The sequence below is a fragment of the Nonomuraea sp. SYSU D8015 genome, from assembly GCF_008065375.1.
GTDB lineage: Bacteria > Actinomycetota > Actinomycetes > Streptosporangiales > Streptosporangiaceae > Nonomuraea.
The window spans coordinates 46,724-67,422 of sequence record NZ_VJYI01000036.1; the positions used below are offsets into that span (position 1 = coordinate 46,724).

General features: G+C 71.1%; 20 protein-coding genes. 9 read left to right on the forward strand and 11 right to left on the reverse strand.

Annotated features, from left to right (window positions below; all coding sequences use genetic code 11):
- The first annotated feature begins 83 nt into the window (after nt 1-83).
- The 4 genes from ID574_RS55140 to ID574_RS55155 all read left to right on the forward strand — a co-directional run bounded on the left by ID574_RS55140 (nt 84) and on the right by ID574_RS55155 (nt 4,050).
- A complete protein-coding gene (locus ID574_RS55140; RefSeq protein WP_223168098.1) occupies nt 84-1,133 on the forward strand; it encodes a LacI family DNA-binding transcriptional regulator in 1,050 nt (349 codons plus the stop codon).
- Between the two features lie 215 nt (nt 1,134-1,348).
- Nucleotides 1,349-1,600 carry a hypothetical protein gene (locus ID574_RS55145; RefSeq protein ID WP_188197106.1) on the forward strand — a complete coding sequence of 84 codons (252 nt, stop codon included), beginning with the start codon at nt 1,349-1,351 and terminating at the stop codon, nt 1,598-1,600.
- 39 nt (nt 1,601-1,639) lie between these two features.
- Nucleotides 1,640-2,461, forward strand: coding sequence for an N-acetylmuramoyl-L-alanine amidase (locus ID574_RS55150; protein ID WP_188197107.1), 822 nt, complete (start codon nt 1,640-1,642; stop codon nt 2,459-2,461).
- Nucleotides 2,458-4,050, forward strand: a complete 1,593-nt coding sequence (locus ID574_RS55155) for a beta-N-acetylhexosaminidase (RefSeq protein WP_188197108.1) — start codon at nt 2,458-2,460, stop codon at nt 4,048-4,050. The genes ID574_RS55150 and ID574_RS55155 overlap by 4 nt, the downstream gene beginning before the upstream one ends.
- Before the next feature lie 172 nt (nt 4,051-4,222).
- Here ID574_RS55155 and ID574_RS55160 read toward each other — a convergent pair whose 3' ends face one another.
- The 3 genes from ID574_RS55160 to ID574_RS55170 form a co-directional block, all read right to left on the reverse strand.
- On the reverse strand, nt 4,223-5,020 hold the full coding sequence (locus tag ID574_RS55160; protein WP_188197109.1) for a hypothetical protein: 798 nt from the start codon (nt 5,018-5,020) through the stop codon (nt 4,223-4,225).
- Between the two features lie 114 nt (nt 5,021-5,134).
- Complete coding sequence (locus ID574_RS55165; protein ID WP_188197110.1) at nt 5,135-5,629, reverse strand: hypothetical protein; 495 nt, start codon at nt 5,627-5,629, stop codon at nt 5,135-5,137.
- 67 nt (nt 5,630-5,696) lie between these two features.
- Complete coding sequence (locus tag ID574_RS55170) at nt 5,697-6,254, reverse strand: 3'-5' exonuclease family protein (protein WP_188197111.1); 558 nt, start codon at nt 6,252-6,254, stop codon at nt 5,697-5,699.
- Between the two features lie 182 nt (nt 6,255-6,436).
- On the opposite strand from ID574_RS55170, the gene ID574_RS55175 reads away from it, so the two are divergent.
- Nucleotides 6,437-7,267: a hypothetical protein gene (locus tag ID574_RS55175; RefSeq protein ID WP_188197112.1), complete on the forward strand. Its 831-nt coding sequence runs from the start codon at nt 6,437-6,439 to the stop codon at nt 7,265-7,267.
- 18 nt (nt 7,268-7,285) lie between these two features.
- Here the strand turns inward: ID574_RS55175 and ID574_RS55180 are convergent, their stop codons facing one another.
- Genes ID574_RS55180 through ID574_RS55190 form a run of 3 tightly spaced genes read right to left on the reverse strand, consistent with a single transcriptional unit; the run spans nt 7,286 to nt 10,529 of the window.
- Nucleotides 7,286-8,725: a hypothetical protein gene (locus tag ID574_RS55180; protein ID WP_188197113.1), complete on the reverse strand. Its 1,440-nt coding sequence runs from the start codon at nt 8,723-8,725 to the stop codon at nt 7,286-7,288.
- A 10-nt stretch (nt 8,726-8,735) separates the two neighbouring features.
- Complete coding sequence (gene lpdA / locus ID574_RS55185) at nt 8,736-10,115, reverse strand: dihydrolipoyl dehydrogenase (RefSeq protein ID WP_188197114.1); 1,380 nt, start codon at nt 10,113-10,115, stop codon at nt 8,736-8,738.
- Between the two features lie 39 nt (nt 10,116-10,154).
- Nucleotides 10,155-10,529: a tautomerase family protein gene (locus ID574_RS55190; RefSeq protein ID WP_188197115.1), complete on the reverse strand. Its 375-nt coding sequence runs from the start codon at nt 10,527-10,529 to the stop codon at nt 10,155-10,157.
- A 19-nt stretch (nt 10,530-10,548) separates the two neighbouring features.
- Here ID574_RS55190 and ID574_RS55195 point away from each other — a divergent pair, with 19 nt between their 5' ends.
- The 3 genes from ID574_RS55195 to ID574_RS55205 are packed head-to-tail and all read left to right on the forward strand — an operon-like array spanning nt 10,549 to nt 12,823.
- The gene (locus ID574_RS55195; protein WP_188197116.1) at nt 10,549-11,199 is read left to right on the forward strand and encodes a response regulator; all 651 of its coding nucleotides are present in this window, start codon (nt 10,549-10,551) and stop codon (nt 11,197-11,199) included.
- A 6-nt stretch (nt 11,200-11,205) separates the two neighbouring features.
- Nucleotides 11,206-12,258, forward strand: a complete 1,053-nt coding sequence (locus ID574_RS55200; protein WP_188197117.1) for a quinone-dependent dihydroorotate dehydrogenase — start codon at nt 11,206-11,208, stop codon at nt 12,256-12,258.
- A gap of 10 nt (nt 12,259-12,268) precedes the next feature.
- Nucleotides 12,269-12,823: a GNAT family N-acetyltransferase gene (locus tag ID574_RS55205; protein WP_188197118.1), complete on the forward strand. Its 555-nt coding sequence runs from the start codon at nt 12,269-12,271 to the stop codon at nt 12,821-12,823.
- Nucleotides 12,824-12,866: 43 nt separating this feature from the next.
- Here ID574_RS55205 and ID574_RS55210 read toward each other — a convergent pair whose 3' ends face one another.
- From ID574_RS55210 to ID574_RS55220, 4 genes are all read right to left on the reverse strand, one after another.
- On the reverse strand, nt 12,867-13,736 hold the full coding sequence (locus ID574_RS55210) for a fructosamine kinase family protein (RefSeq protein ID WP_188197119.1): 870 nt from the start codon (nt 13,734-13,736) through the stop codon (nt 12,867-12,869).
- Complete coding sequence (locus ID574_RS55215; RefSeq protein WP_188197120.1) at nt 13,736-14,329, reverse strand: class I SAM-dependent methyltransferase; 594 nt, start codon at nt 14,327-14,329, stop codon at nt 13,736-13,738. Before ID574_RS55215 ends, ID574_RS55210 begins: the two co-directional genes overlap by 1 nt.
- A 72-nt stretch (nt 14,330-14,401) precedes the next feature.
- Nucleotides 14,402-14,536 carry a hypothetical protein gene (locus ID574_RS62165; protein ID WP_262496179.1) on the reverse strand — a complete coding sequence of 45 codons (135 nt, stop codon included), beginning with the start codon at nt 14,534-14,536 and terminating at the stop codon, nt 14,402-14,404.
- A gap of 8 nt (nt 14,537-14,544) precedes the next feature.
- Complete coding sequence (locus tag ID574_RS55220; protein ID WP_188197121.1) at nt 14,545-15,255, reverse strand: HAD family hydrolase; 711 nt, start codon at nt 15,253-15,255, stop codon at nt 14,545-14,547.
- A gap of 199 nt (nt 15,256-15,454) precedes the next feature.
- Between ID574_RS55220 and ID574_RS62170 the strand changes: the two genes are divergently transcribed.
- Complete coding sequence (locus tag ID574_RS62170) at nt 15,455-17,482, forward strand: cellulose binding domain-containing protein (RefSeq protein WP_188197122.1); 2,028 nt, start codon at nt 15,455-15,457, stop codon at nt 17,480-17,482.
- A 15-nt stretch (nt 17,483-17,497) separates the two neighbouring features.
- Here the strand turns inward: ID574_RS62170 and ID574_RS55230 are convergent, their stop codons facing one another.
- Entirely contained in the window at nt 17,498-20,635 is a 3,138-nt protein-coding gene (locus ID574_RS55230) for an AfsR/SARP family transcriptional regulator (RefSeq protein WP_188197123.1), read from the reverse strand.
- Between the last annotated feature and the right edge of the window lie 64 nt (nt 20,636-20,699).

Consider the following 20,699-nt stretch of genomic DNA (forward strand, 5'->3'; position numbering starts at 1 on the left):
AATCCGTGACCGAGGCCGTACCCTGCGGCGTACTCGATCGTTTGGTCAGACAGGTGCCCATATCCGCATCGCGGGGGAGACACATGTCAGGACCGCCCGTCAATACGTCAACCATCACTGAGCTGAGGGAGGTAGACACCCTGCCTCGGCCCAGACCGACCATTCGCAATGTCGCTGAACGCGCCGGCGTCTCGAAATCGCTGGTCTCTCTCGTGCTGCGCGGCTCACCGCACGTGAGCGAGCATCGGCGCCAGGCGGTGCTGCAGGCCGCCCGCGAGCTCGGCTACCGGCCGAACGCGGTCGCGCGCAGCCTGGTCGAGGGCCGTACGCACCTGGTCGGCGCGCTCGTCGCCGACCTGCACAACCCGTTCTACGCCGAGTTCCTCGACGGCCTGCAGGAGAGCCTGCACGGCGACGGTCTGCGCATGCTGATCGGGAACAGCCAGTGGGACCCCGCGTTCGAGGACGAGGCCGTGGAGGCCTTCCTCGAGCTGAGGGTCGACGGGCTGGTCCTGCTGGGCATCGCGCCGACCAGCGAGACGCTCATCGAGGCCACCTCCTACACCCCGACGGTCGTCGTAGGGGAACGTGACATCGAGCTCGACGGCGTCGACATCGTGGTCGACGACGACCAGCTCGGCGCCCGCCTCGCCATCGACCACCTGGTCGATCTGGGCCACAAGCGCATCGCGCACATCGAGGGGCCGCGCTCGTCGCGCTGCGAGGGCTACCTCGTGGCGATGCGCAGGCACTCGCTGGCGCCGTACATCATGGTCGAGGCCGCGCCCTCCTCGGAGGACGGCGGCAGGGAGGCGGCGATGGCGCTGCTGACCCGCGTCCCCAGGCCCACGGCGATCTTCGCCGCCAATGACGTGCTCGCGCTCGGCGTGCTGTCCGCCGCGGACGACCTGGGCCTGCGCGTGCCGGAGGACCTCTCGGTGGTCGGTTACGACAACACGCACCTGTCGGCCTCCCACCACATCTCGCTGACCTCCGTCGACCAGCCCCGCCGTACGATGGGGAGGTCGGCGGCCGCGCTGCTGAGCGACCGGATCGGAGAACCCGGCAAGGTCTCGCGCCTGCGCGAGGTCCGGCCGGAGCTGATCGTGCGACGGAGCACGGGTCCGGCCTGATGGAAGGAGAAATCCGCGAAGCGGGCTGCCGCTGCGGCGTGGACGCCCCCACACGACAGGAGCGTGGCAGTCTGCTGGAGCAGGTTTCTTGTTCGTAAACCCCCAAACCTGGGTCAAGCCGTGTGGCGACGTGGCCGCACGGCGGTTTACTCGGCAGGGTCATGCTATTTGTGGCCGGATCCGATCCGGTCACGATCTGATCCGGGGGAACAGTCATGCGTGATCCGGAACTGGTGTCCTGCGCCCAGCGCGCGGCAGCCGAGCTCGAGCGCGCCTGGGGGCACTGGCGCGCGGGCAGGGGGCGGGGCGTCGACGGCGGCGCGGAATCCGTCGCCAGCTACGTCGCCCACTCCCTCGACCACCCGTGGGGCCGCCCCCGCGTCGTCCTCGGGCTCGACGCCGAGGACGCGCGGGAGCTGGCCGCCCTGCTCGAGCGTCAGGAGCTCGGCGCACCTGGGTTCTCATAAGTGGGCTTCCAGCATCGGGTTTGACGTAAGTTGGAGCCCATGCGAGCTCTACCAGCCTCACTCCTCGCCGTCTGCGGCCTGATCGCCTCCGCGTGCGGCGGCACCGGCACCGGTGGCGCCGCGGCAGGTCAGGCCGCTTCCGAGAGCCCGGCGCTGCAACAGCAGCAGGGGTCGGCGAAAGAGGCTCCGCCGGAGGCCGAGCCGCTCGACGGCAAGGTCGTCGTCATCGACCCCGGCCACAACGGCGGCAACGCCCGCAATCCGGCGGCCATCAACCGCCAGGTCGACGTGCTGACCAAGAAGAAGGCCTGCGACACCACGGGCACCGTCACCCCGAGCGGCTACACCGAGGCCGCCTTCACCTGGGACGTCTCCAACCGGCTGGCCAAGATCCTCAAGGGCCGCGGCGCCACCGTCAAGCTCACGCGAAACAGCAACGACGGCGTCGGGCCCTGCATCACCGAGCGGGCCGCGATCGGCAACCGGGCCAAGGCCGACGCCGCGATCTCCGTACACGCCGACGGCGCGCCGGCGAGCGCGCGCGGCTTCCACGTCATCATCCCGAAGAAGATCAACGGGCCCGTGGACAAGGTCGTGGGCAAATCGGACAAGCTCGGGCTGGCCGTACGCGCCGCGTTCGCGAAGGGCACGGGCCTGCCGTACTCCACCTACGTCGGCAGCCAGGCGCTGAGCTACCGCAACGACCTGGGCGGGCTCAACCTCTCGACGGTGCCGAAGGTCTTCATCGAGTGCGGCAACATGAAGAACCCCGCCGAGGCGGCCAAGTTCCAGGACCCGAAGTTCCGGCAGCGGATCGCGCTGGCGCTGGCGAACGGTTTGCAGCACTATCTGCAAGCATGATTCCTCACCCTGAGCTGCTGTCCCGCCTTTCCGTCTCCTACGAGCTGACCACCGGCGCGACCGTGTCCGGCGACCTCGTCGACGCCGTACGCCTCGCGCTTCCCGGGCTCGACCTGCGCCCCGGCGACACCGGCGAGATCGACGTGCGACGTGACCCGGCGTTGGGCGCGGAGGCGTACCGGCTGACGGTGGGCTCGCGGGGTGTCGAGATCGTGGCGGGCGGGCGGGCCGGGGCGTTCTACGCGGCGCAGTCGTTGCACCAGTTGCTGCCGGCCGCCTCCTACCGGTTCTCGGAGCCGACGTCGTGGCCGGTGCCAGGGGTGCGGATCGAGGACGCGCCGCGGTTCTCCTGGCGCGGTCTGCACCTGGACGTGGCGCGGCACTTCTTCCCCAAGCGGGAGATCCTCCGCCTGATCGACCTCATGGCGGCCCACAAGCTCAACCGGTTGCACCTGCACCTGGTGGACGACCAGGGATGGCGGGTGGAGAGCCGGGCGTACCCGCTGCTGCACGAGGTGGCCTCGCACCGGCCGCGGACGGCGATCAGCTCCTCCAGTGAGCCGGTCGTCTACGACGACGTCCCGCACGGCGGCTACTACACGCTGGACGACCTGGCGGAGATCGGGGCCTACGCGCGGGCGCGCTGCGTGACCGTCGTGCCGGAGGTGGACGTGCCGGGGCACGCGTCGGCGATCCTGGCGGCGTACCCGGAGTTCGGGCCCACCGGGGAGCGGCACGAGGTGCTGGACCGGTGGGGCGTCTCCCCCTCGATCCTGTCGCCGCTGCCGCCGACCGTGGAGTTCCTGACCACGATCTTCGACGAGGTGATGGGGGCGCTCGGCGAGACGCCCTACGTGCACATCGGCGGTGACGAGGTGGTGCTCGACCGCTGGGCGGAGTCGGCGGAGATCACCGCGTATCGCGAGTCGCTCGGGCTGGCCACCGCCAACGACCTGCAGGCGTGGTTCCTGCGGCGGCTGGCGGACGCGCTGGCCGAGCGGGGGGCGCGGGCCGTCGTGTGGGACGAGGCGTTCGTCAGCGGCGGGCTGCGGCAGGACACGGTCGTCATGCCGTGGCGCGGCATGGGCGTGGGCCGGCGGGCCGCGGCCGCCGGACACGACGTGGTGGCGACGCCGGTGTTCCCGCTGTACTTCGACTACGCCGAATCCGCCTCCGCAGAGGAGCCGATGTCGATCGGGGACGCGATCACGGTCGCGGACGTGGCCGCGTTCCGGCCGGCGCCCGAGGAGTGGACGGAGGACGAGCGCGCGCGGATCATCGGGGCGCAGGCGCAGCTGTGGACCGAGTGGGTGCCCGACGCGCGGACGGCCGACTACCACCTGTGGCCGCGGGCCTGTGCGCTCGCCGAGGTGGCCTGGTCGGGCACCGGCCAGGAGGGGTTCGCCGGTCGGCTGGAGGAGCACCTGGGGCGGCTGGACGCGCTCGGCGTCGAATATCGTCCGCCGGCCGGGCCGCGCCCGTGGCAGCGGCGGCGCCCGCACCGGCCGAGCAAGGTCCGGGTCGCGGACGTGATGGCCCGCATCGACCGCATGACGCACGACCCGGAGTCCACCCGCCCGAGCATCTAGGGCCCGTTTTACGCCCTTGTCACGACTGCCTCATTGACCGTTGGTCCTCTTGAGTAAGCCGGCCGCGAGCAGCACGGCAAGGTGTCGGCGATCACGTAATTCGGCGCGTTCCACAGCCAGGTGCGTCCCGCCCGAACCCGGGCCGGACCATCCCTCCATTACGGGACGGCTCTTAGTTGTACCTGTACAGCTGAGTGGCGACCTGGCGCCGATCGTCGAACACCGAGGCGCGATACATGCTGATGCGGAGCTCGCCGTGCTCGGCCTTGCCGCAGGTGTTGAGTCCGGCCAGCTGGTGGATCTCGAAACGGGCGGTCGGGTCGCCGCCCACGAAGTACTCCGCGCGGGCCTGGTACTTGTCTGCGCGGGTGTCGCAGGCGAAGACGTACGAGGTCTTGCGCTCGGCGAAGCAGGTCACCGCGGCGCCCTTCGTCGAGGTGCAGAGCTTGGCTCGGGCGCGGGCGGCGGCCGGGGTGACGCGGGTCTCCCGCTTGACTGGATATTTGGCCATATTTTGGACGGTCTTCCACCGGCCGGCCTTCACCCGGCGGTCCCCCTTGTACAGCGCCGCCCGGAACGTCACTACTTTCCCGATCTCCCGGCTGCCGCGTACCTCACCCTCCCCGGCCAGGTTGTGTATGACGTACTTGGTGCCGAGGTAGCCGTTCTGGTAGTACTCGACCGCGGGATGGTACCGGTCGCGGGCGGTGTCCTCGATCGTGATCCCCGGCCGGTCGCTCCCGTCGGGCCCGACGCACGCCTCCGCGCCCTTGATCCGGACACACTCGGGCTCCTCGCTCACCGAGGTCGCCGAGGTCTTCGAGGTCGGCGAGGCCACGGGCACCTGCGCGACCACGGGCTCCCGCACGGCCGTGCGGGGCTCGACGCGGGGCGCGACCTTGGCCGCCGCACCTTCCTTGCTGAACACGACGGCCGCCATCACGACCGCCGCGAATAACGTACGACCCAACGCCACTCGAACCTCACCAGCCTCAGACGTCACAATGGTTCATCAATGTGACGTCGGTAACAGGCGATGAGTTCAGCAAATGTTCAGGAATCGGCCACGCCACGGTGCGGCGAGTCAGGTCCCGGGAAGGACCGCTTCCTGCTTCTTCCTGGCCAGGGTGGCCAGCAGCAGCATGAGCGCGCTCTGGGCCAGCATGCCGGGCGCGAGCGGCGGCGCGAAACCGACGGTCTTGGTGAGCGCGTACCACCACTGGGTGAGCGGGGAGAGGGTGCTCCACTCCGCGTCCGACGTGCCCGCGCCGTAGTTGACCGACACGTGCACATAGATGCCGTACGCCGCGGCGAGCAGCACGACCAGCGCCAACACGCGGACCACGGCGAGCGTCCGAGGGGAGTCGCTCAGGACCAGCATCACCAGCCCGGTGCCGAGGAGTGCCAGCGTCGCCCAGGGGATCATTTGGGTCGGGCTTTCCCAGTGGCGTTCGAAGGCGAGCTCGAGGGCGGCGCCCAGGATGCCGATCGCGACCAGCGCCAACAGTCCGAGCCGCAGCGAGAGCGGGCCTGCTTGGGCGAGCCGGCGGTGCGTCGCCCTCTCCGAGGTTGAGGTCATGACCCGCACATTCCTCGGGCAGCCTCAGAGCATCCTGTACAAATTCTAAATATCTCGTGAGAAACAATCAGGGGCTCGTACGCCGCCGCAGAACCCCCTCGAACACCTGCGCCAGCTCGGCCGCGTCCTCCCCTGCGTGGTGCGTGTGCGGCACCCCTTCGAGGCCCAGCTCGCGCTTGATGGTGCCCGAGCGGCTCTCGGCCCACTCGCACCCGGTCATCCCCATCCAGTAGCTCCGCAGATCGATCCCCGACCCGGTCGCCCCGAACGGGCTCTTGCCGGTGAACCGCATGAAGTACCAGTGCACGAACATCCCGTCCCACACCGCCGGGCCGGCCAGGAACACCGGCCGCCCGATCGTCCGCAGCCCGTTGACCCACCGGGCGGCCGCCGCCATCGCCTCCTCGGGCGTCGGAGCCTCGCGCAGCAGCCGGTCGCGATCCAAGCCTGAGACCGCCAGCGCCGCGGGCACGAAGTCGTCGGAGATCGGCCGCAGCTCCGTGTAGAAGGTCAGATCGGCCCGTCCGGCCACGGCCATGCCCAGCGAGATCATGCTGTACGGGCCGGGAATGGGCCCGTCGGCCTCCACGTCCACAGCGACGTACAGTTCGGGGAGTCGGGACATGGGTCGCAAGCCTACTGAAATGGCCCCGCGGCGGAGCGAGGACATCGATCGCGGCACGCCGAGCCTTCCTCGGCCAACCGGTACTGCACGACATCTTCACGACATCCGCACAGCGGCCTGGTAGATCGGCACGGACCCGGCGGGGTGTGCTCGAAAGGCGCCCTTCCGCGCGAACTGTCCCGGTGCCCTACCTGACGGAGGTGCCGCCCATGGGCGGCTGGATGGACGAGCCGATCGTGGATCCCACCATCCCCGAGCGGGACCGAAGTCGCCTGGTCACCCTGCCGTTGCCGCGGCTCCATCGCCCCGATCCCGTGCCGTCGCGGTGGGTACGCTGGCTCCTCGGCCTCGGCGTGGCCGTCACGGGCACGGGTGGGGCGTTGTTCGCCGCGGGGGCCTTCTACAGCGACCACGAGTCCGCGGGTCTGGCCGCCATGATGGTCTTCCTCATGACGGTGCTCCTCGCCGGCGTCGCTCGTCCCGGCCCGGAGTCACGGCTGGCCCGCCGGTACATCGGCCGCTACCTCATGCCCGACGAGCTGGACGACTCCGCGCGAGAGCTGCTGACCAGGGCGCGGCGGGCCGTCATTGACGTGTCCGGCTCACGGGTGAACCGGCTCGGCCTGCTCGACGCCATCGCCATCGCCAACGACGTCGTGTTACCCGAGCGGCTGTGGGAGATCGCCCGCCTCCTGCGTACGCACACCGAGCTGCGGGCCGAGCAGGCGCAGGCGCTGGCCGAGGAGATGACGCCCGAGCTGGCCGCGGTGCTGGAGCCCCAGCAGGAGGCGCTCGCTCGCTCCGTGGCGGCCGTCACGGAGCAGGTTCGAGATCTGGAGGAGTACGCGATCCGCGTGAGAGCGGCCGACGCGGCGCTGCGCGCGAACGAGCTGCGGGAGAGCGACGAGCGGTATCGGGACCTGCTGGCGCGGACCGGCGACACGGAGGCCGTGGCCCGGCTGATCGACCAGGCCGACGCCTTGAACACGATCCTGCGCCGGCCCTCCGAATGACGCCCGAGGAGGTCCGGTTCAGAAATCGCGCCATTCGTCGAACCACGCCTGGATCTCCACGGGCGGCACCCCGGCACGCTCCGCCAGCTGGTGGAAGACTTCTCCCGCCTCCTCCCGCCGCACCGTGTCGATCATCGAGTACTGCTCGTCGATCCCGTTGAGCGTCGCGACGAAGCGCTGGAGTATGCCCCGCGCGTCCGCCACCGCGCCCGGATCGTCCGCGCTCAGCTCGCCGATGGCCCGCGCCGCCACGGTGTACGCGGTGCAGGCGGCCGCGCCGCCCCGCTTGTGGTCGTCCACCCAGTCGCGCAGCGGATTGTCGATGTTGGCCGTCAGCCACCGGTCGGACTTGGCGCCCCGCACCTCGACCACCACGCCGGAGCCCTGGTAGCGCTGCTTGATCGCCTTCGACCTGCTGCTCCTGAGACCGTCCACGCTGAGGCGGCGGAGAGAGCCGCCGGGCGCGGGCAGCGTCGAGGGATCCATGCCGTAGGCGTCGGCCAGCTCCAGGGTGTGCAGCCGGGGGAGCGCGCCTGCGCCGTCCAGCCCGCCGTAGGGCCCGGTCCAGCGCACCCGCAACGACTCCAGCTCGGCCAGCCCGTCCAGCGCCGCGTCCGGCACGTCGCCGGCCACCTCCAGCACCAGCGCTCGCACACCGCGCAACCCGCTCGGAACCCCGCGACGGGACGTCAGCCGGACCCACCGCCCGTCCGCGGCCGCCACGACCTCCTCCGGCGGCTCGCCCAGCAGGTCGAGCTTCATCAGCCCGGCGGGCAGGACGAGGCGGCGCGGCGCGGAGCCGTGGAGGGTCAGGTCGGTCAGATGCGTCCGGCTCAGATCGACCTCTTCCGGCGGGTCGGTCCAGGTCAGCGTCGAGAGGAGCGGCCGGGCGCTGAGCGCCTCGGCGAGGCCGCGGTCGGGCCCGGCCCAGCTCAGGGTCGTCAGGCGCGGCAGCGCGTCCAGCCCCGCCCAGCGGATCTCCCCTTGGTGCTCGCGGAGGTCGAGCTTGACCAGCGCGGTCGATCTGACCAGCCGCGCACTCCCGAGGTCGACCTCGACCCTCCCGTGACCGGCCGCCTTGTAGGCGGCCCTGACCTCGGCCGGGATCTCGGTGTCCCACCGCCGCTGCAGGACCACCTGCGGGCCCAGGGCGGCCCAGAAGCCGTACCCATGGCACTCGCGCGGCAGCTCCGGATGCACGGGCAGCCGCCCGAGCCGGACGAAGCCGTCGGGAAGGGGATCGTCCGCCGTCACGTTCACGACCTGCGGCACACCGTGCCACGCGTGGTGGTCGAGGATCAGCGGCCCCGCCGCCCGCAGGTCGTCGAGTGCGGGAACCGCGTCGGAGCGCCAGTCGAGCATGCACACCGTCAGGTGATCGCCCGCCGCGGTCACCTGGAACGCGCCGTAGCCGCCCAACGGCAGCGGCACGGCCACGACGTCGCCCATCTCCAGCATGCGCGGCAGGCTACATGTTGATCATGTGACCGGAGAGGCCGTGGATGGCCTCCTTGACCGCCTCGCCGAGCGTCGGGTGCGCGTGAACGTTGCGCGCCACCTCGTGCACGGTCAGGTCCCACTGCTGGGCCAGGGTCAGCTCCGGCAGCAGCTCGGTGACCTCGGGCCCGATCAAGTGGGCGCCGAGCAGCTCACCGTGCGTGTCATCGCAGATGATCTTGACGAATCCGGCCGTGTCGCCCAGGCCGTGCGCCTTGCCGTTCGCCGTGAACGGGAACTTCGCGACCTTGACGTCGTAGCCCAGGTCCCTGGCCTGCGTCTCGGTGTAGCCGAAGCTTGCCACCTGCGGCTGGCAGTACGTCGCCCGCGGGATCATGACGTAGTCCAGCTCCATGGTCTCCGCGTTGGCGATCGTCTCCGCCGCGATGATGCCCATGGACTCGGCGGCGTGCGCGAGCATCAGCTTGGCGGTGACGTCGCCGATGGCGAAGATGTGCGGCACGTTGGTCCGGCACCGCCCGTCCACCGCGATCGCGCCGCGGTCGGTCAGCGCCACGCCCGTCTTCTCCAGGCCGTAGCCGTCCACCCGCGGCTGGAACCCGATGGCCTGCAGGACCTTGTCCGCCTCCAGCACCTGCTGCTGCCCGTTCCTGGTCACGGTGACCTTGACGGAGGCGCCGGTGTCGTCGATGGCGTCCACGCGGGTCGAGGTCATGACCTCGATGCCGAGCCGCTTGTAGCGCTTGGCCAGCTCCGCCGAGACCTCCTCGTCCTCCAGCGGGACGACCCGGTCGAGGAACTCCACGATCGTCACCTTGACGCCGTAGTTGTGCAGCACGTACGCGAACTCCACGCCGATCGCGCCGGCGCCCGCGATGATGATGCTGCCCGGCAGCTCCTCGGTGAGGATCTGCTCCTCGTACGTCACCACCCGCTCGGACAACTGCGTGCCGGGGATCAACCGGGTGGTCGCCCCCGCCGCGATGATGCAGTGGGAGAACGTGATCGTCTCGCCGTTCACCTGGATCGTGTTCGCGTCCAGAAACGTGCCGCGGCCGTCGTACTCCGTGATGGCGTTCTTCTTCATCAGGTAGTGAACGCCCTTGACCCGCCCGTCGGCCACCTTGCGGCTGCGCTGGAAGGCCGCGCCGTAGTCGAAGGTCACCTCGCCGCTGATGCCGAAGGTCTTGGCCTCGTTGTGGAAGATGTGGGCCAGCTCGGCATTGCGCAGCAGCGCCTTGGACGGGATGCAGCCCACGTTCAGGCAGACGCCTCCCCAGTACTTCTCCTCGACGACCGCGGTGCGCAGTCCGAGCTGGGCGGCGCGGACCGCGGCCGTGTATCCTCCCGGACCCGCGCCGAGAACGACGACGTCATAGTGAGTGCTCATGAGTCGGACCATACCGTCCACCTGGACTCACCCCTGACGTCAGACCTCCACCTTGTAGGAGAGGGTGAGCTCATCTGCGGGAACACCGCGGATTCCCCAGTTGACCTTGGGCATCTCCACAATCGTGATCTCCAGGTCCTCGGGCTCGTGCGGCCACTTGTCGTAGAGCTCCCGGATCAGCGCCCGCTTGGCGTCGTCGCTGCGCCCGGTGAAGCAGACCACCTCGACGATGAGATAGCGCTCGCTCCGCTGCGGGCACACCAAGTCGTCGGCGTCCAGCAGCAGGAAGCGGTGGAACCGCTTGTCCTCCGGCAGGCCCCACGCCCTCACCAGGCACGACTGCAGCAGATCAGAGACCTCCCGCTGCCGGCCCGACCACACGTCCCTGCGTCCGTACACCTTCACCTGTGCCATGTCGGCCACTATAGAAGCCGTGATCCGAATCCTCCTCGCCGACGACGAAGCCATGATCCGCGCCGGGGTGCGCGCCATCCTCGCGACCGACCCGTCCCTGGAGGTGGTCGCCGAGGCGGGCGACGGCAGGCAGGCCGTCGACCTGGCCATCAGCCACCACCCCGACGTGGCGCTGCTCGACATCCGCATGCCGAGGCTCGACGGACTGGGCGCGGCGGCCGAGATCCGCAGAGTCGCGCAGGGGACGGCCGTGGTGATGCTGACCACGTTCGGCGAGGACGACTACATCGCCAAGGCGCTCGACATCGGGGCCGCCGGGTTCCTGCTGAAGTCGGGCGATCCGCGCGAGCTCATCGCCGGGATCCACGCGGTGGCCGAAGGGGCGGCGTACCTGTCGCCCAAGGTCGCGCAGCGGGTCATCGCCCAGCTCTCCGGCGGCAGGATGGCCAAGGGCGCGCGGGCGCGCGACCGGATCGAGGCGCTCACCGACCGCGAGCGGGAGGTCCTCGCGCTGGTCGGCGCCGGGTTGTCCAACGCGGAGATCGCAGCCAGGCTCCACATCGTGGAGGGCACGGTGAAGGCGTACGTGAGCGCCATCCTGACCCGGCTCGACGTACGCAACCGCGTCCAGGCTGCGATCATCGCCCACGAGGCGGGGTTGGTAGCCTGACCCGTGATGTATCGCCTCGTGTTCACGCAGGTCTTGCGGCGTTTCGACGCCGAGGCCGTGCACCATCTGACCGTGAGCGCCCTCGCGCTCCTCGCCCGGCTGCCATTGGCCAAGCGGCTGCTGCACCGGGCGCTCGCGCCGCACGACCCGGCCCTGCGGATCACCGCGTTCGGCGTGCACTTCCCCGGCCCGCTCGGCCTGGCCGCCGGGTTCGACAAGGACGCCGCCTGCGCCGAGGCCGTCGCCGCGCTCGGCTTCGGCCACGTCGAGGTCGGCACCATCACCGCGCACGCCCAGCCCGGCAACCCGCGCCCGCGCCTGTTCCGGCTGGTGAAAGAGCGCGCGGTGATCAACAGGATGGGCTTCAACAATGCCGGCGCCGCGGCCGCCGCCCGCCGGCTTCGCCGCCCCCGCGGCGTGCCCGTCGTGGTCGGGGTCAACATCGGCAAGACCAAGGTGGTGCCCGAGTCCGAGGCCACCGCCGACTACGTGGCCAGCGCCAAGGAGCTCGCTCCGCTGGCCGACTACCTGGTGGTCAACGTCAGCTCGCCCAACACGCCCGGCCTGCGCAATCTCCAGGCCGTCTCGCTGCTGCGGCCCCTGCTCACCGCGGTGAAGGAGGTCGCCGACGGCACCCCGCGCCGCACGCCGCTGCTGGTCAAGATCGCCCCCGACCTGGCCGACGAGGACGTCGACGCGGTCGCCGACCTGGCGCTGGAGCTGGGCCTGGACGGCATCATCGCGACCAACACCACGATCAGGCACGGCGGCGAGACCGGCGGACTGTCCGGCCGGCCGCTCAAGGACCGCTCGCTGGAGGTCCTGCGCCGCCTCCGCGCGCGTGTCGGCGACCGTCTGACGCTGGTGTCCGTGGGCGGGGTGGAGGACGAGGACGACGTCTGGGAACGCCTCCTGGCCGGCGCGACTCTGGTCCAGGGCTACACCGGCTGGATCTACGGCGGCCCCTTGTGGGCCTCCCGCATCCACCGCCGGCTCTCCCGGCGCGTACGCCGCCACGGCCTGAAGTCCATCACCGAGGCCATCGGCCGGACCGCCTAGTGTGGTGCCCGTGATCCAAGCGGTGCCGCTGACAGACGACGTCATCCTCCGACCGGCCACGGAGCGGGACGCCGAGGCCCTGCTCCGGGCCTACACCCGCAACCGCGATCACCTGCGGCGCTGGGAGCCTCGCAGGCCCGAGGAGTTCTTCACCCTGGCCGGCCAGGCCCACCGGCTCAAGGACCTGCTGGAGCAGCGGGCTGAGGGCCGGGCGATGCCGTGGGTGCTGGCCGACGGCGACGAGATCGTGGGCCGCATGACGCTCAACAGCATCATCCGCGGCCCCTTCCTCAGCGCCGACCTCGGCTACTGGATCGACGCCCGCTACACTGGCCGCGGCCTGGCCACCACGGCCGTCCTGGAGGTCTGCCGGATGGCCGACCATGATCTGGGCCTCCACCGGGTGGCGGCCGGCACCCTGGTCGACAACGTCGCCTCGCAGAGCGTCCTGCTCAAGACCGGCTTCGAGCCGATCGGCCTGGCGCCGCGCTACCTCGAGATCGACGGCAGGTGGCAGGACCACCGGCTGTTCCAGCGCATACTTAACGACCGCCGCGCCATGTGACCTGCGGCCACACCTGGCCGGACAGCCGAAACGACGTCGTCGTCTACCGCGAACGGCGGGCGAACGGCGCGATGATCTCGCGTACCTCCCGCGCGGCGCCCCAGCCGCCGTCGTCGTGCGCGATGCTGCTCAGCAGCTCGCGCAGGTGGAACACGCGCATGCGTTCCCGCCAGCCGTCGGCCAGGGGCGCCACCTCGTCGTACGCGGAAAAGAACCGGTCGGAAGCAGGCGGGCGCGGCGAGCACCACAGCATGCTGAGGTCGGCCTCCGCCCAGCTGTAGGAGACGGCGGGGTCGATCAGCGCCGGCCCGCCCGCCGGGTCGGCGAGGATGTTCTCGCGCCACAGGTCGCCGTGCGTCAGCACCGGCCCCCGGGGCGGCAGCAGCTCGGGCAGGGCCGCGCAGAGCCGTTCGAGCGACCGCCGTTCGTCGGCGTCGAAGGCCGCCTCCACCAGCGGCTCGGGCAGCCAGCGCAGGATCCGGCGCTCGGCGAAGAAGGCGTGGCCGTCCTCGTCCCAGGTGTTGTCCTGACGCAGACGGCCGAGCCAGCCGTCCCGGTGCCAGCCGAACCGCTTGCTGGTGACGGCGTGCACGGCGGCGAGCATACGGCCCAGGTCCTCCCAGAAGCGCTCGGAGTCATCCGGACGCGGACACAGCGGCTCCAGCACGAGCAGGTGGGGCGTCACCGCCAGCACCTCGGGAGTGGTGGCCCCGCCGAGCTCGCGCAGCACGCGCAACCCCTCGGCCTCGACCGCGAAAAGGTCCTCCCCCGCGCCGCGCAGCGTCTTGGCGAACACGCGGGAGCCGTCACGCAGGGTGGCCATGGCAGCCATGGCCACCACGCCGCCGGGGGCGTGCTCGGCGGACACGGCGTCGAATCCGGCTTCGCGCAGCCGGGCGAGGACGAGATCCATCAGGCCTTCCGGTAGACGAGTAGGTAGCGCCAGAAGAGCAGCCGCCGGATGGTGGCCCCGGGCAGCAGAACGGCCGCCTCCCGCCGGATCTCCGCCAACGACATCTCGGGCGGCTTGACCGGCGCCTGCGTGCCCGCCGCCCGGCCCCTGGGTTCCGCGGCGGCGACGGCGAGCCGCGCCGCCGCGTTGGCCGGGATGGCGGCCAGGCTCCACGCGTAATCCACGGCCGACCGCTCCGGATAGCAGCCGAGGATGGCGAGCACGCCTCCGGGCGCGAGCGCGTCCCGCAGGGCCGCGACAGTCCCGAACGGCACGTGGTGGATGCTCGCCAAGCAGGAGATGTAGTCGTAGCGGCCCTCGGGCAGCTCCATCCGGGTGATGTCCGCGTGGTGGAAACGCGGCCCCCCGCCCGTGGCGACGGCCGCCTCGATCACCTCCGCCGCCGGGTCCACGGCGTCGACCTCGATGCCGCGGCCCGCGAGCCGCCGCGCGAACCGCCCGGTGCCGCAGCCGACGTCCAACGCGGTGCGGCAACCGTCAGGCACCAGGCGCAAGAGGGTCCGGTGGTAGTGATCGTTGTGATTGAACGGCATGCGACCCTTTCGTCCGATCAGCTCGCGCCACGTTATCGCGTACGCCGTTCACAAGGCCCGCGCTCGGACGGGTTACTTCCCCGCGCCGCACTTCCGCCGTGGCCCGGGGGCGGCCGCGTCCAGGATGAGAGCGGTGGCCCGGGTGAGGCGCGCGTGCAGGTCGCTGTCGTCCGGCGCGAGCGCCCACCGCGCGTTGATACCGTCCACCGCCGTGATCATGCGGAAGGCGGGCCCAGCCGGCCGGGCAGGTCGAACACCGAGGTGAGCCGGCGGTCCTCGGGGATCGCCGCCAGGCGTTGCGGGTCGATGAGGAACGCCGTCATGCCCGCACGCTCCGGCCCCGTGAAGTCGGGCCCCTCGGTGTCGCCCACGAAGACGGCGGCCGAGGCCTGGATGCCCAACGCGCCGAGCGCGCTGTCGTAGATCTTGGGATGCGGTTTCCGCCACCCGACCTCGACCGATGTGATGACGGCGTCGAACGCCGCCCGCAGTCCCATCGCCTCCAGATGATCGGGGACGAGCGTGGGCTGGTGGGTGTTGGTCACGACCGCGAGTCGGTAGTGCGCCGACAGCTCACCGACGAGGTCCGCGAGCCCGGGAAGGTAGCGGACGCCGGCGTTCCATTCGCTCACGTAGAGGGAGACGAACTCCGCCACCTCGGCCGCGCTCGGCTCGCGGGGCATGACGCGGCCGAGAAAGGCCGCGCCCACCTCCGTCATCGAGAACTCGTGATCGTCCTGGGCGCTCGAGCCGTCGAACTCCGCGCAAACCCGGGACCAGCCGTCGAGGAACTCCTCATAGGACAGCGTCGCGCCGAGCCTGCGCAGGAGCGCGTGTGAAGACTCGTAGCCCTGTTCCGTACGGCTCGGCGAGTACTCGACGAGGGTGCCGAAGAAGTCGAAGAGGATGTGGGTGATCCGGGACATGAAACCTCGATGTTCGGCGGTTCGCGATCGGTGACCTCCGAGCATGCCGCATGAGCTTCTTCCCCGACCCGGCGCCCGTGCGCGCGTGAAAGTTTCAGCGTTGTTTGACGGAGATGCCGCCGCACCTCATGATCATGATGCCGCCTGGTCAGGAGGGGGCGCCCGAGTTGTGTCCGCGAATCCGTGGCGAGGTGCGCCGATGCCGAAAACCCTGTTACGAGCCGCGTCCGCGATCCTGCTGACGCTGACCGTCCTGAACGCCCCCGCGGCCTACGCCGACGAGCCCGCCCCCGTCGCGGTGACCGTCAACGCCCGCGCCGCCCTGGCCACCGTCCCCGAGACGGGCATAGGGACCAACCATGCCATCTGGGACACCCATCTGGGCAGCGACGAGACCGCCGACAAGCTGAAGGACGCGGGCGTGAAGCTGCTGCGTTACCCCGGCGGCTCGTACTCCGACATCTATCACTGGGCCGACCACACCGCGCCCGGCGGATACGTCGCGCCCAACACCGACTTCGACACGTTCATGCGCGGCGTGCGGCGCACCGGAGCCCAGGCGATGGTGACCGCCAACTACGGCACCGGCACCGCCGAGGAGGCCGCGGCCTGGGTACGGCACGCCAACGTCACCAAGGGCTACGGCATCAAGTACTGGGAGATCGGCAACGAGAACTACGGCAACGGCCACTACGGCGCCGCGTGGGAGGCCGACGACCACCCCGACAAGAGCCCGGCCGAGTACGCCCGCCACGTCGTGTCCTACGCCGACGCCATGAAGGCGGTCGACCCGACCATCAAGATCGGCGCCGTGCTGACCACCTCGGCCAACTGGCCCGACGGGATCGTCGCCGCAGGGGACGCCGGCACCTGGAACCAGGTCGTCCTCTCGACGGCCGGCCGGAAGATCGACTTCGTCATCCTGCACTGGTATCCGGGGGCCCTGGACAAGACCTCCCACGTACCCGACATGATCCAGCTCACCCGCGAGCAGATCGCCAAGTACGCCGGGCCCGGCTCCGAGCGGATCGGCATCGCGATGACCGAGTTCAACACCGGGAGCAGCAGCGCCGGCACGACGACCCAGCCGGGCGCCCTGGCCGCCGCGGACGCGTACGCGACGCTGCTGGCGAACGGCGTGTTCACGGTCGACTGGTGGAACGTCCGCAATGGCATCGGCCCCGTCAAGGAGGTCGAGGGGCACACCGACTACGGCGACTTCGGCCTGCTGTCGAGCGCGACCTGCACCTCCGACGGCACGGTCTGCGAGCCGGCGCTGAACACCCCCTTCGCCCCGTACTACGCGCTGCAGATGATGAGCAGGTTCGCCCGCCCGGGTGACCAGTTCGTCCGCGCCGCGGCCGACGAGCCGAAGGTCGCCGCCCATGCAGCCCGCCGGCCCAACGGCGACCTGGCGGTCCTGCTGATCAACACCTCGTCCGACACGTCCTATCCCGCCACGATCGACTACTCCGGCTTCACCCCTGCGTCCGGCGCGCCCACCGTCCTGACCCACACCAACGGCGCCACGGCCATCACCACCTCGACCACCGGCACCGCGACCACCCAGACCCTGCCCCCGCTCTCCCTGACCACGATCGTCCTGCGTCCGGCCTCCCCCCAGACCGGCCTCCCCGACCCCCCCGGCCGGCCGACCGCCTCGGACATCACGGACAAGACCGCCACGATCTCCTGGCCCGCCACCTCGCAGGGGGTGAAGTACGAAATCCACCGCCAGAACGGCGTCATCAGCGAACAACTCGGCGAGACGACCGGCACCTCGTTCACCGTGAACAACCTGAAGCCGGGCACCCGCTACACGGTCAACGTGATCGCCCGCGGCAGCGGCGGCGCCCTCTCGTGGTCGTCCCCGCCCCTGACCTTCACGACCGGCACCCCTGCCACCAGTTCCTGCTCCGTACGCCTGGCCAACCAGAACGACTGGGCCAGCGGTTACGTCGGCGCCATCGAGATCACCAACCACGGCGCCCCGATGAACGGCTGGACCCTGACCTTCACTTGGCCCAGGCGCTGGCAGAGCCTCGGCAGCGGCTGGAGCGCCACGTGGTCGCAGACGGGCTCGGACGTCAAGGCCGTCAACGAGCCCGGCAACGGCTCACTGCCCACGGACGCCTCGACCACCATCGGGTTCGTCGGCAACTACAGCGGCCCGAACGTCCTCCCCACCGTCTTCACCCTCAACGGAACGGTCTGCAGAACCCAGTGACGGCACCCTCAGGGGTCAGCCGTCGTCCGGCATCCGGCGGAGGAGCGATGCGGTCAGTCGCTCCTCCGGCGCGCCGATGGCGGTGAACAGGTCGTGTGCCTGCCGCCAACTCCCCCGCGCGCCTTGCCGGTCCCCCGCCTGATCCTGGGCGTGTCCGAGAACCAGCAGCGCGCGGGCCTGTTCCAGCCGCTGGCCTGACCGTGCGGCCAGGCTCGCCGCCTGCTCACTCTCCCGGGCGCTCTCCTCCCCCGCGCCGTCCGCCAGGTGGATCTCCGCCAGCAGGGCGTGGAGTCGCGGCACGTCCAGCGGGCTGTGCTCCCTGCTCAGGGTCAGGGCTTGGGTGGCGAGTTCGCGTGCCCTGTCGTGGTGCCGTACGTGATGTTCGGCGCGGGCGAGGCCGAGCAGGACTTGGCCGATGCTCATGCCCGACTCCTCGGCGAACCGGCGGGCGGCGCCCAGACGTGCGAAGGCGCCGTCCGCACGGCCGAGCCGCAGCTCCGCCTCGGCGAGGCCGACCAGGGACGCCAGCGTGGAGTTGCGGTTCTCGACCGACTCGGCGATGTCGAGCGCGGCGGTGAAAGCGGCGATCGCCTGCTCGGGCCGGCCCGCGTCGCAGTGCACCAGGCCGAGCGTTTCGTGAGCGACGCCCTCCGCGTAACGCAGACCCGCCGTACGCGACACGGTCAGTGCCTCTTCCAGGACCTCCACCGCCTCCGCGAACCTCGCCTGCTGCTGGCGGACCAGGCCGAGGTTGACCAGCGTCAGCGACTGCATGTGCCGGTCGCCGGACTCGCGGGCAAGGGGAAGGGCGGCGCGAAGGCATTCCTCCGCCTGGTCGAGCCGCCCGAGCACGAGGTAGGCGGAGGCCAGGTTGCCCAGTCCGCGTACTTCCCCGTGCACGTTGCCCGAGGCGCGATGCAGTGCCACCGCCCGTCGATAGTGCGGAATCGCCCGGTCCGGCTGTCCCAGCCGTTTGAGCGTCACCCCGCAGGCGAGGAGCGCCATCGCCTCGCCCTGCTCCCAGCCGGCCTGGCGGCTGAGGGCCAGCGCACGCTCGCTCTCCCGCAGGGCCTCCTCCAGATCCGCCATGCGCCAGCGCGTCGTGCCGAGAACCAGGCGCATGGCGGACTGTCCGCGCAGGTCCTGCTCCTGCTCGGCGGCTTCCAGCCCGATCCCCGCGACCCGCAGCCGCTCCCCCAGCGTCGCCCGGTGATGAAGCAGCTCCTGAGCCGACTCGACCAGCAGCCAGGCGTACCGCCGGGGGCCGTGCACGGCCGTGTGCGACACGGCGGCCGCCAGGTTCTGCCATTCGCCGTCGAACCAGGCGGCGGCCTCGGCCGGGTCGTCGAACGGCCGATCCTCGCCGCGGGGCGGCTGCGTCGTCTGAAAGCCGCCGGCCTCGGTCGCCGCGACGAGGAGGTGCAGGTAGTGGTCGAGCAGGCGCCGCACCGCCGCCTCGCGCTCGGTGGGCGCGTCGGCCTCGCGGCCGCGCTGTGCGGCGTACTCCAGGACGAGGTCGTGTGCGGCGAACCGGCCAGGACCGGACTCCTCGATCAGATGGATGCGCGCCGCCGTGCCCAGCAGCTCTTCGGCCTCGGCGCGGCTCGTCTCCGCCAGCGCGGCCGCCGCGGCGACGGAGATCTCGGTGCTGCCGGGCGCCAGCGCGAGGAGCCGGAACATCCGCTGAGCATCTGCGGGAAGCGCCTCGTACGACGCGTCGAGGGCGGCCCGGACGGCCACGTTCTCGTCTCCCTCCACGGACAGCCCGGTCATGCGTCCTCGTGCCGTCAGCCGGTGAACGCAGTCGCCCACCGTCCGGTGGCCGTACTCGCCGATCCAGGAGGTGGCGATGGAGAGCGCGAGCGGGAGCCGGCCGCACAGCCGGAGGAGTTCGGCCGCGGCGTCCGGATCGCGGCGCGCTCTGGCCGGCCCCACGGCCTGGGTGAGCAGGTGCAGCGCCTCGTCGTCGTCGAGCGCGTCGAGGGTGATGCGCTCGACGCCGTCCACCGCCACCAGCCCGCTGAGGCGATCACGGCTGGTGATGACGATCCGGCACCCCGGGGGCGCGGTCAGCAACTCGCGGACCTGCCGCGGATCCGCGACGTCGTCCAGGACGACCAGCATGCGCCGGCCCGTGAGGCGCGTCCGGTAGAGCGCTATCTGCGCGTCCACGTCGACCGGGATGTCGGCGGGCGTCAGCCCCAGTCCCTGCAGGAGCAGCGTCAGCGCCTCGGGCAGGGATCTCGGGCTCGCCGGCCCGAAGCCGCGCATGTCGACGAAGAGCTGCCCGTCGGGAAAGTGTTCGGCCGCCCGGTGCGCCCAGTGGACCACCAGAGCCGTCTTGCCCACCCCGGCGGGGCCGACGACGGCCACCCGGTGTGCTGCGTCGAGACGCCGCAGCGCCTCCGCACGGCCCACGAAACGGGCGAGACTGTGGGGTATCTGATGGGGCGTCTGGATCCACTGCGGGCGTACGTCGCCCTTCAGCAACCGCTGATGGAGGTCGCGGAGCTCCGTGGAGGGTTCCACGCCCAGCTCGCGGACCAGCCGGGCGCGGAGATCGCGGTAGACCGTCAGCGCCTCGGGCAACCGGCCGCTGCCGTGGAGCGCCCGCATGAGCAACCCGTGCGGTCGCTCGCGCAACGGTTGCTCGGCGACGAGCTTGCGCAGGTCCGCGACGACGTCCTCGCCGTGACCGCGTTCCAGCAGGAGCTCGGCCCGCCGCTCGGCCGCCTCGACCCGCAGCTCCACGAGCCGGCTCCGCTCGGCCTGGGCCGCGAGGCCGGTGAGGTCGGGGAAGGGCTCGCCCCGCCACATCGCCAGCGCTCTGTCGTAGATCGGCACGGCCTCCGCTCCGGCGTGGCGGGCACGCTCCACCAGGGCGGTGAACTCGGCGACGTCCAGCTCTCCCGGCATGACCCTGGCCAGATAGCCGGGGCTCTGCGTGACGATGATCGAATCTCCCCGAGGGCCCAGGGCGCGGCGCACCTCAGCGACCAGCGCGCGGATCCGCGGCACGGAGGACGGCGGGAGGCTCTCCCCCCACAGCCAGTCGGCCAGGCGCTCCGTGGGCATCACACGGCCGGGTTCGAGCAGCAACGTCGCCAGCAGGGCCCGCTGCCTGCCGGTCAGGTGCACCGCGCGTCCGTCCACCGAGACCTCCATGGGACCTAGGAGGAGATACCGGACGTCGGACGCAGGCACGACCCGACCGTAG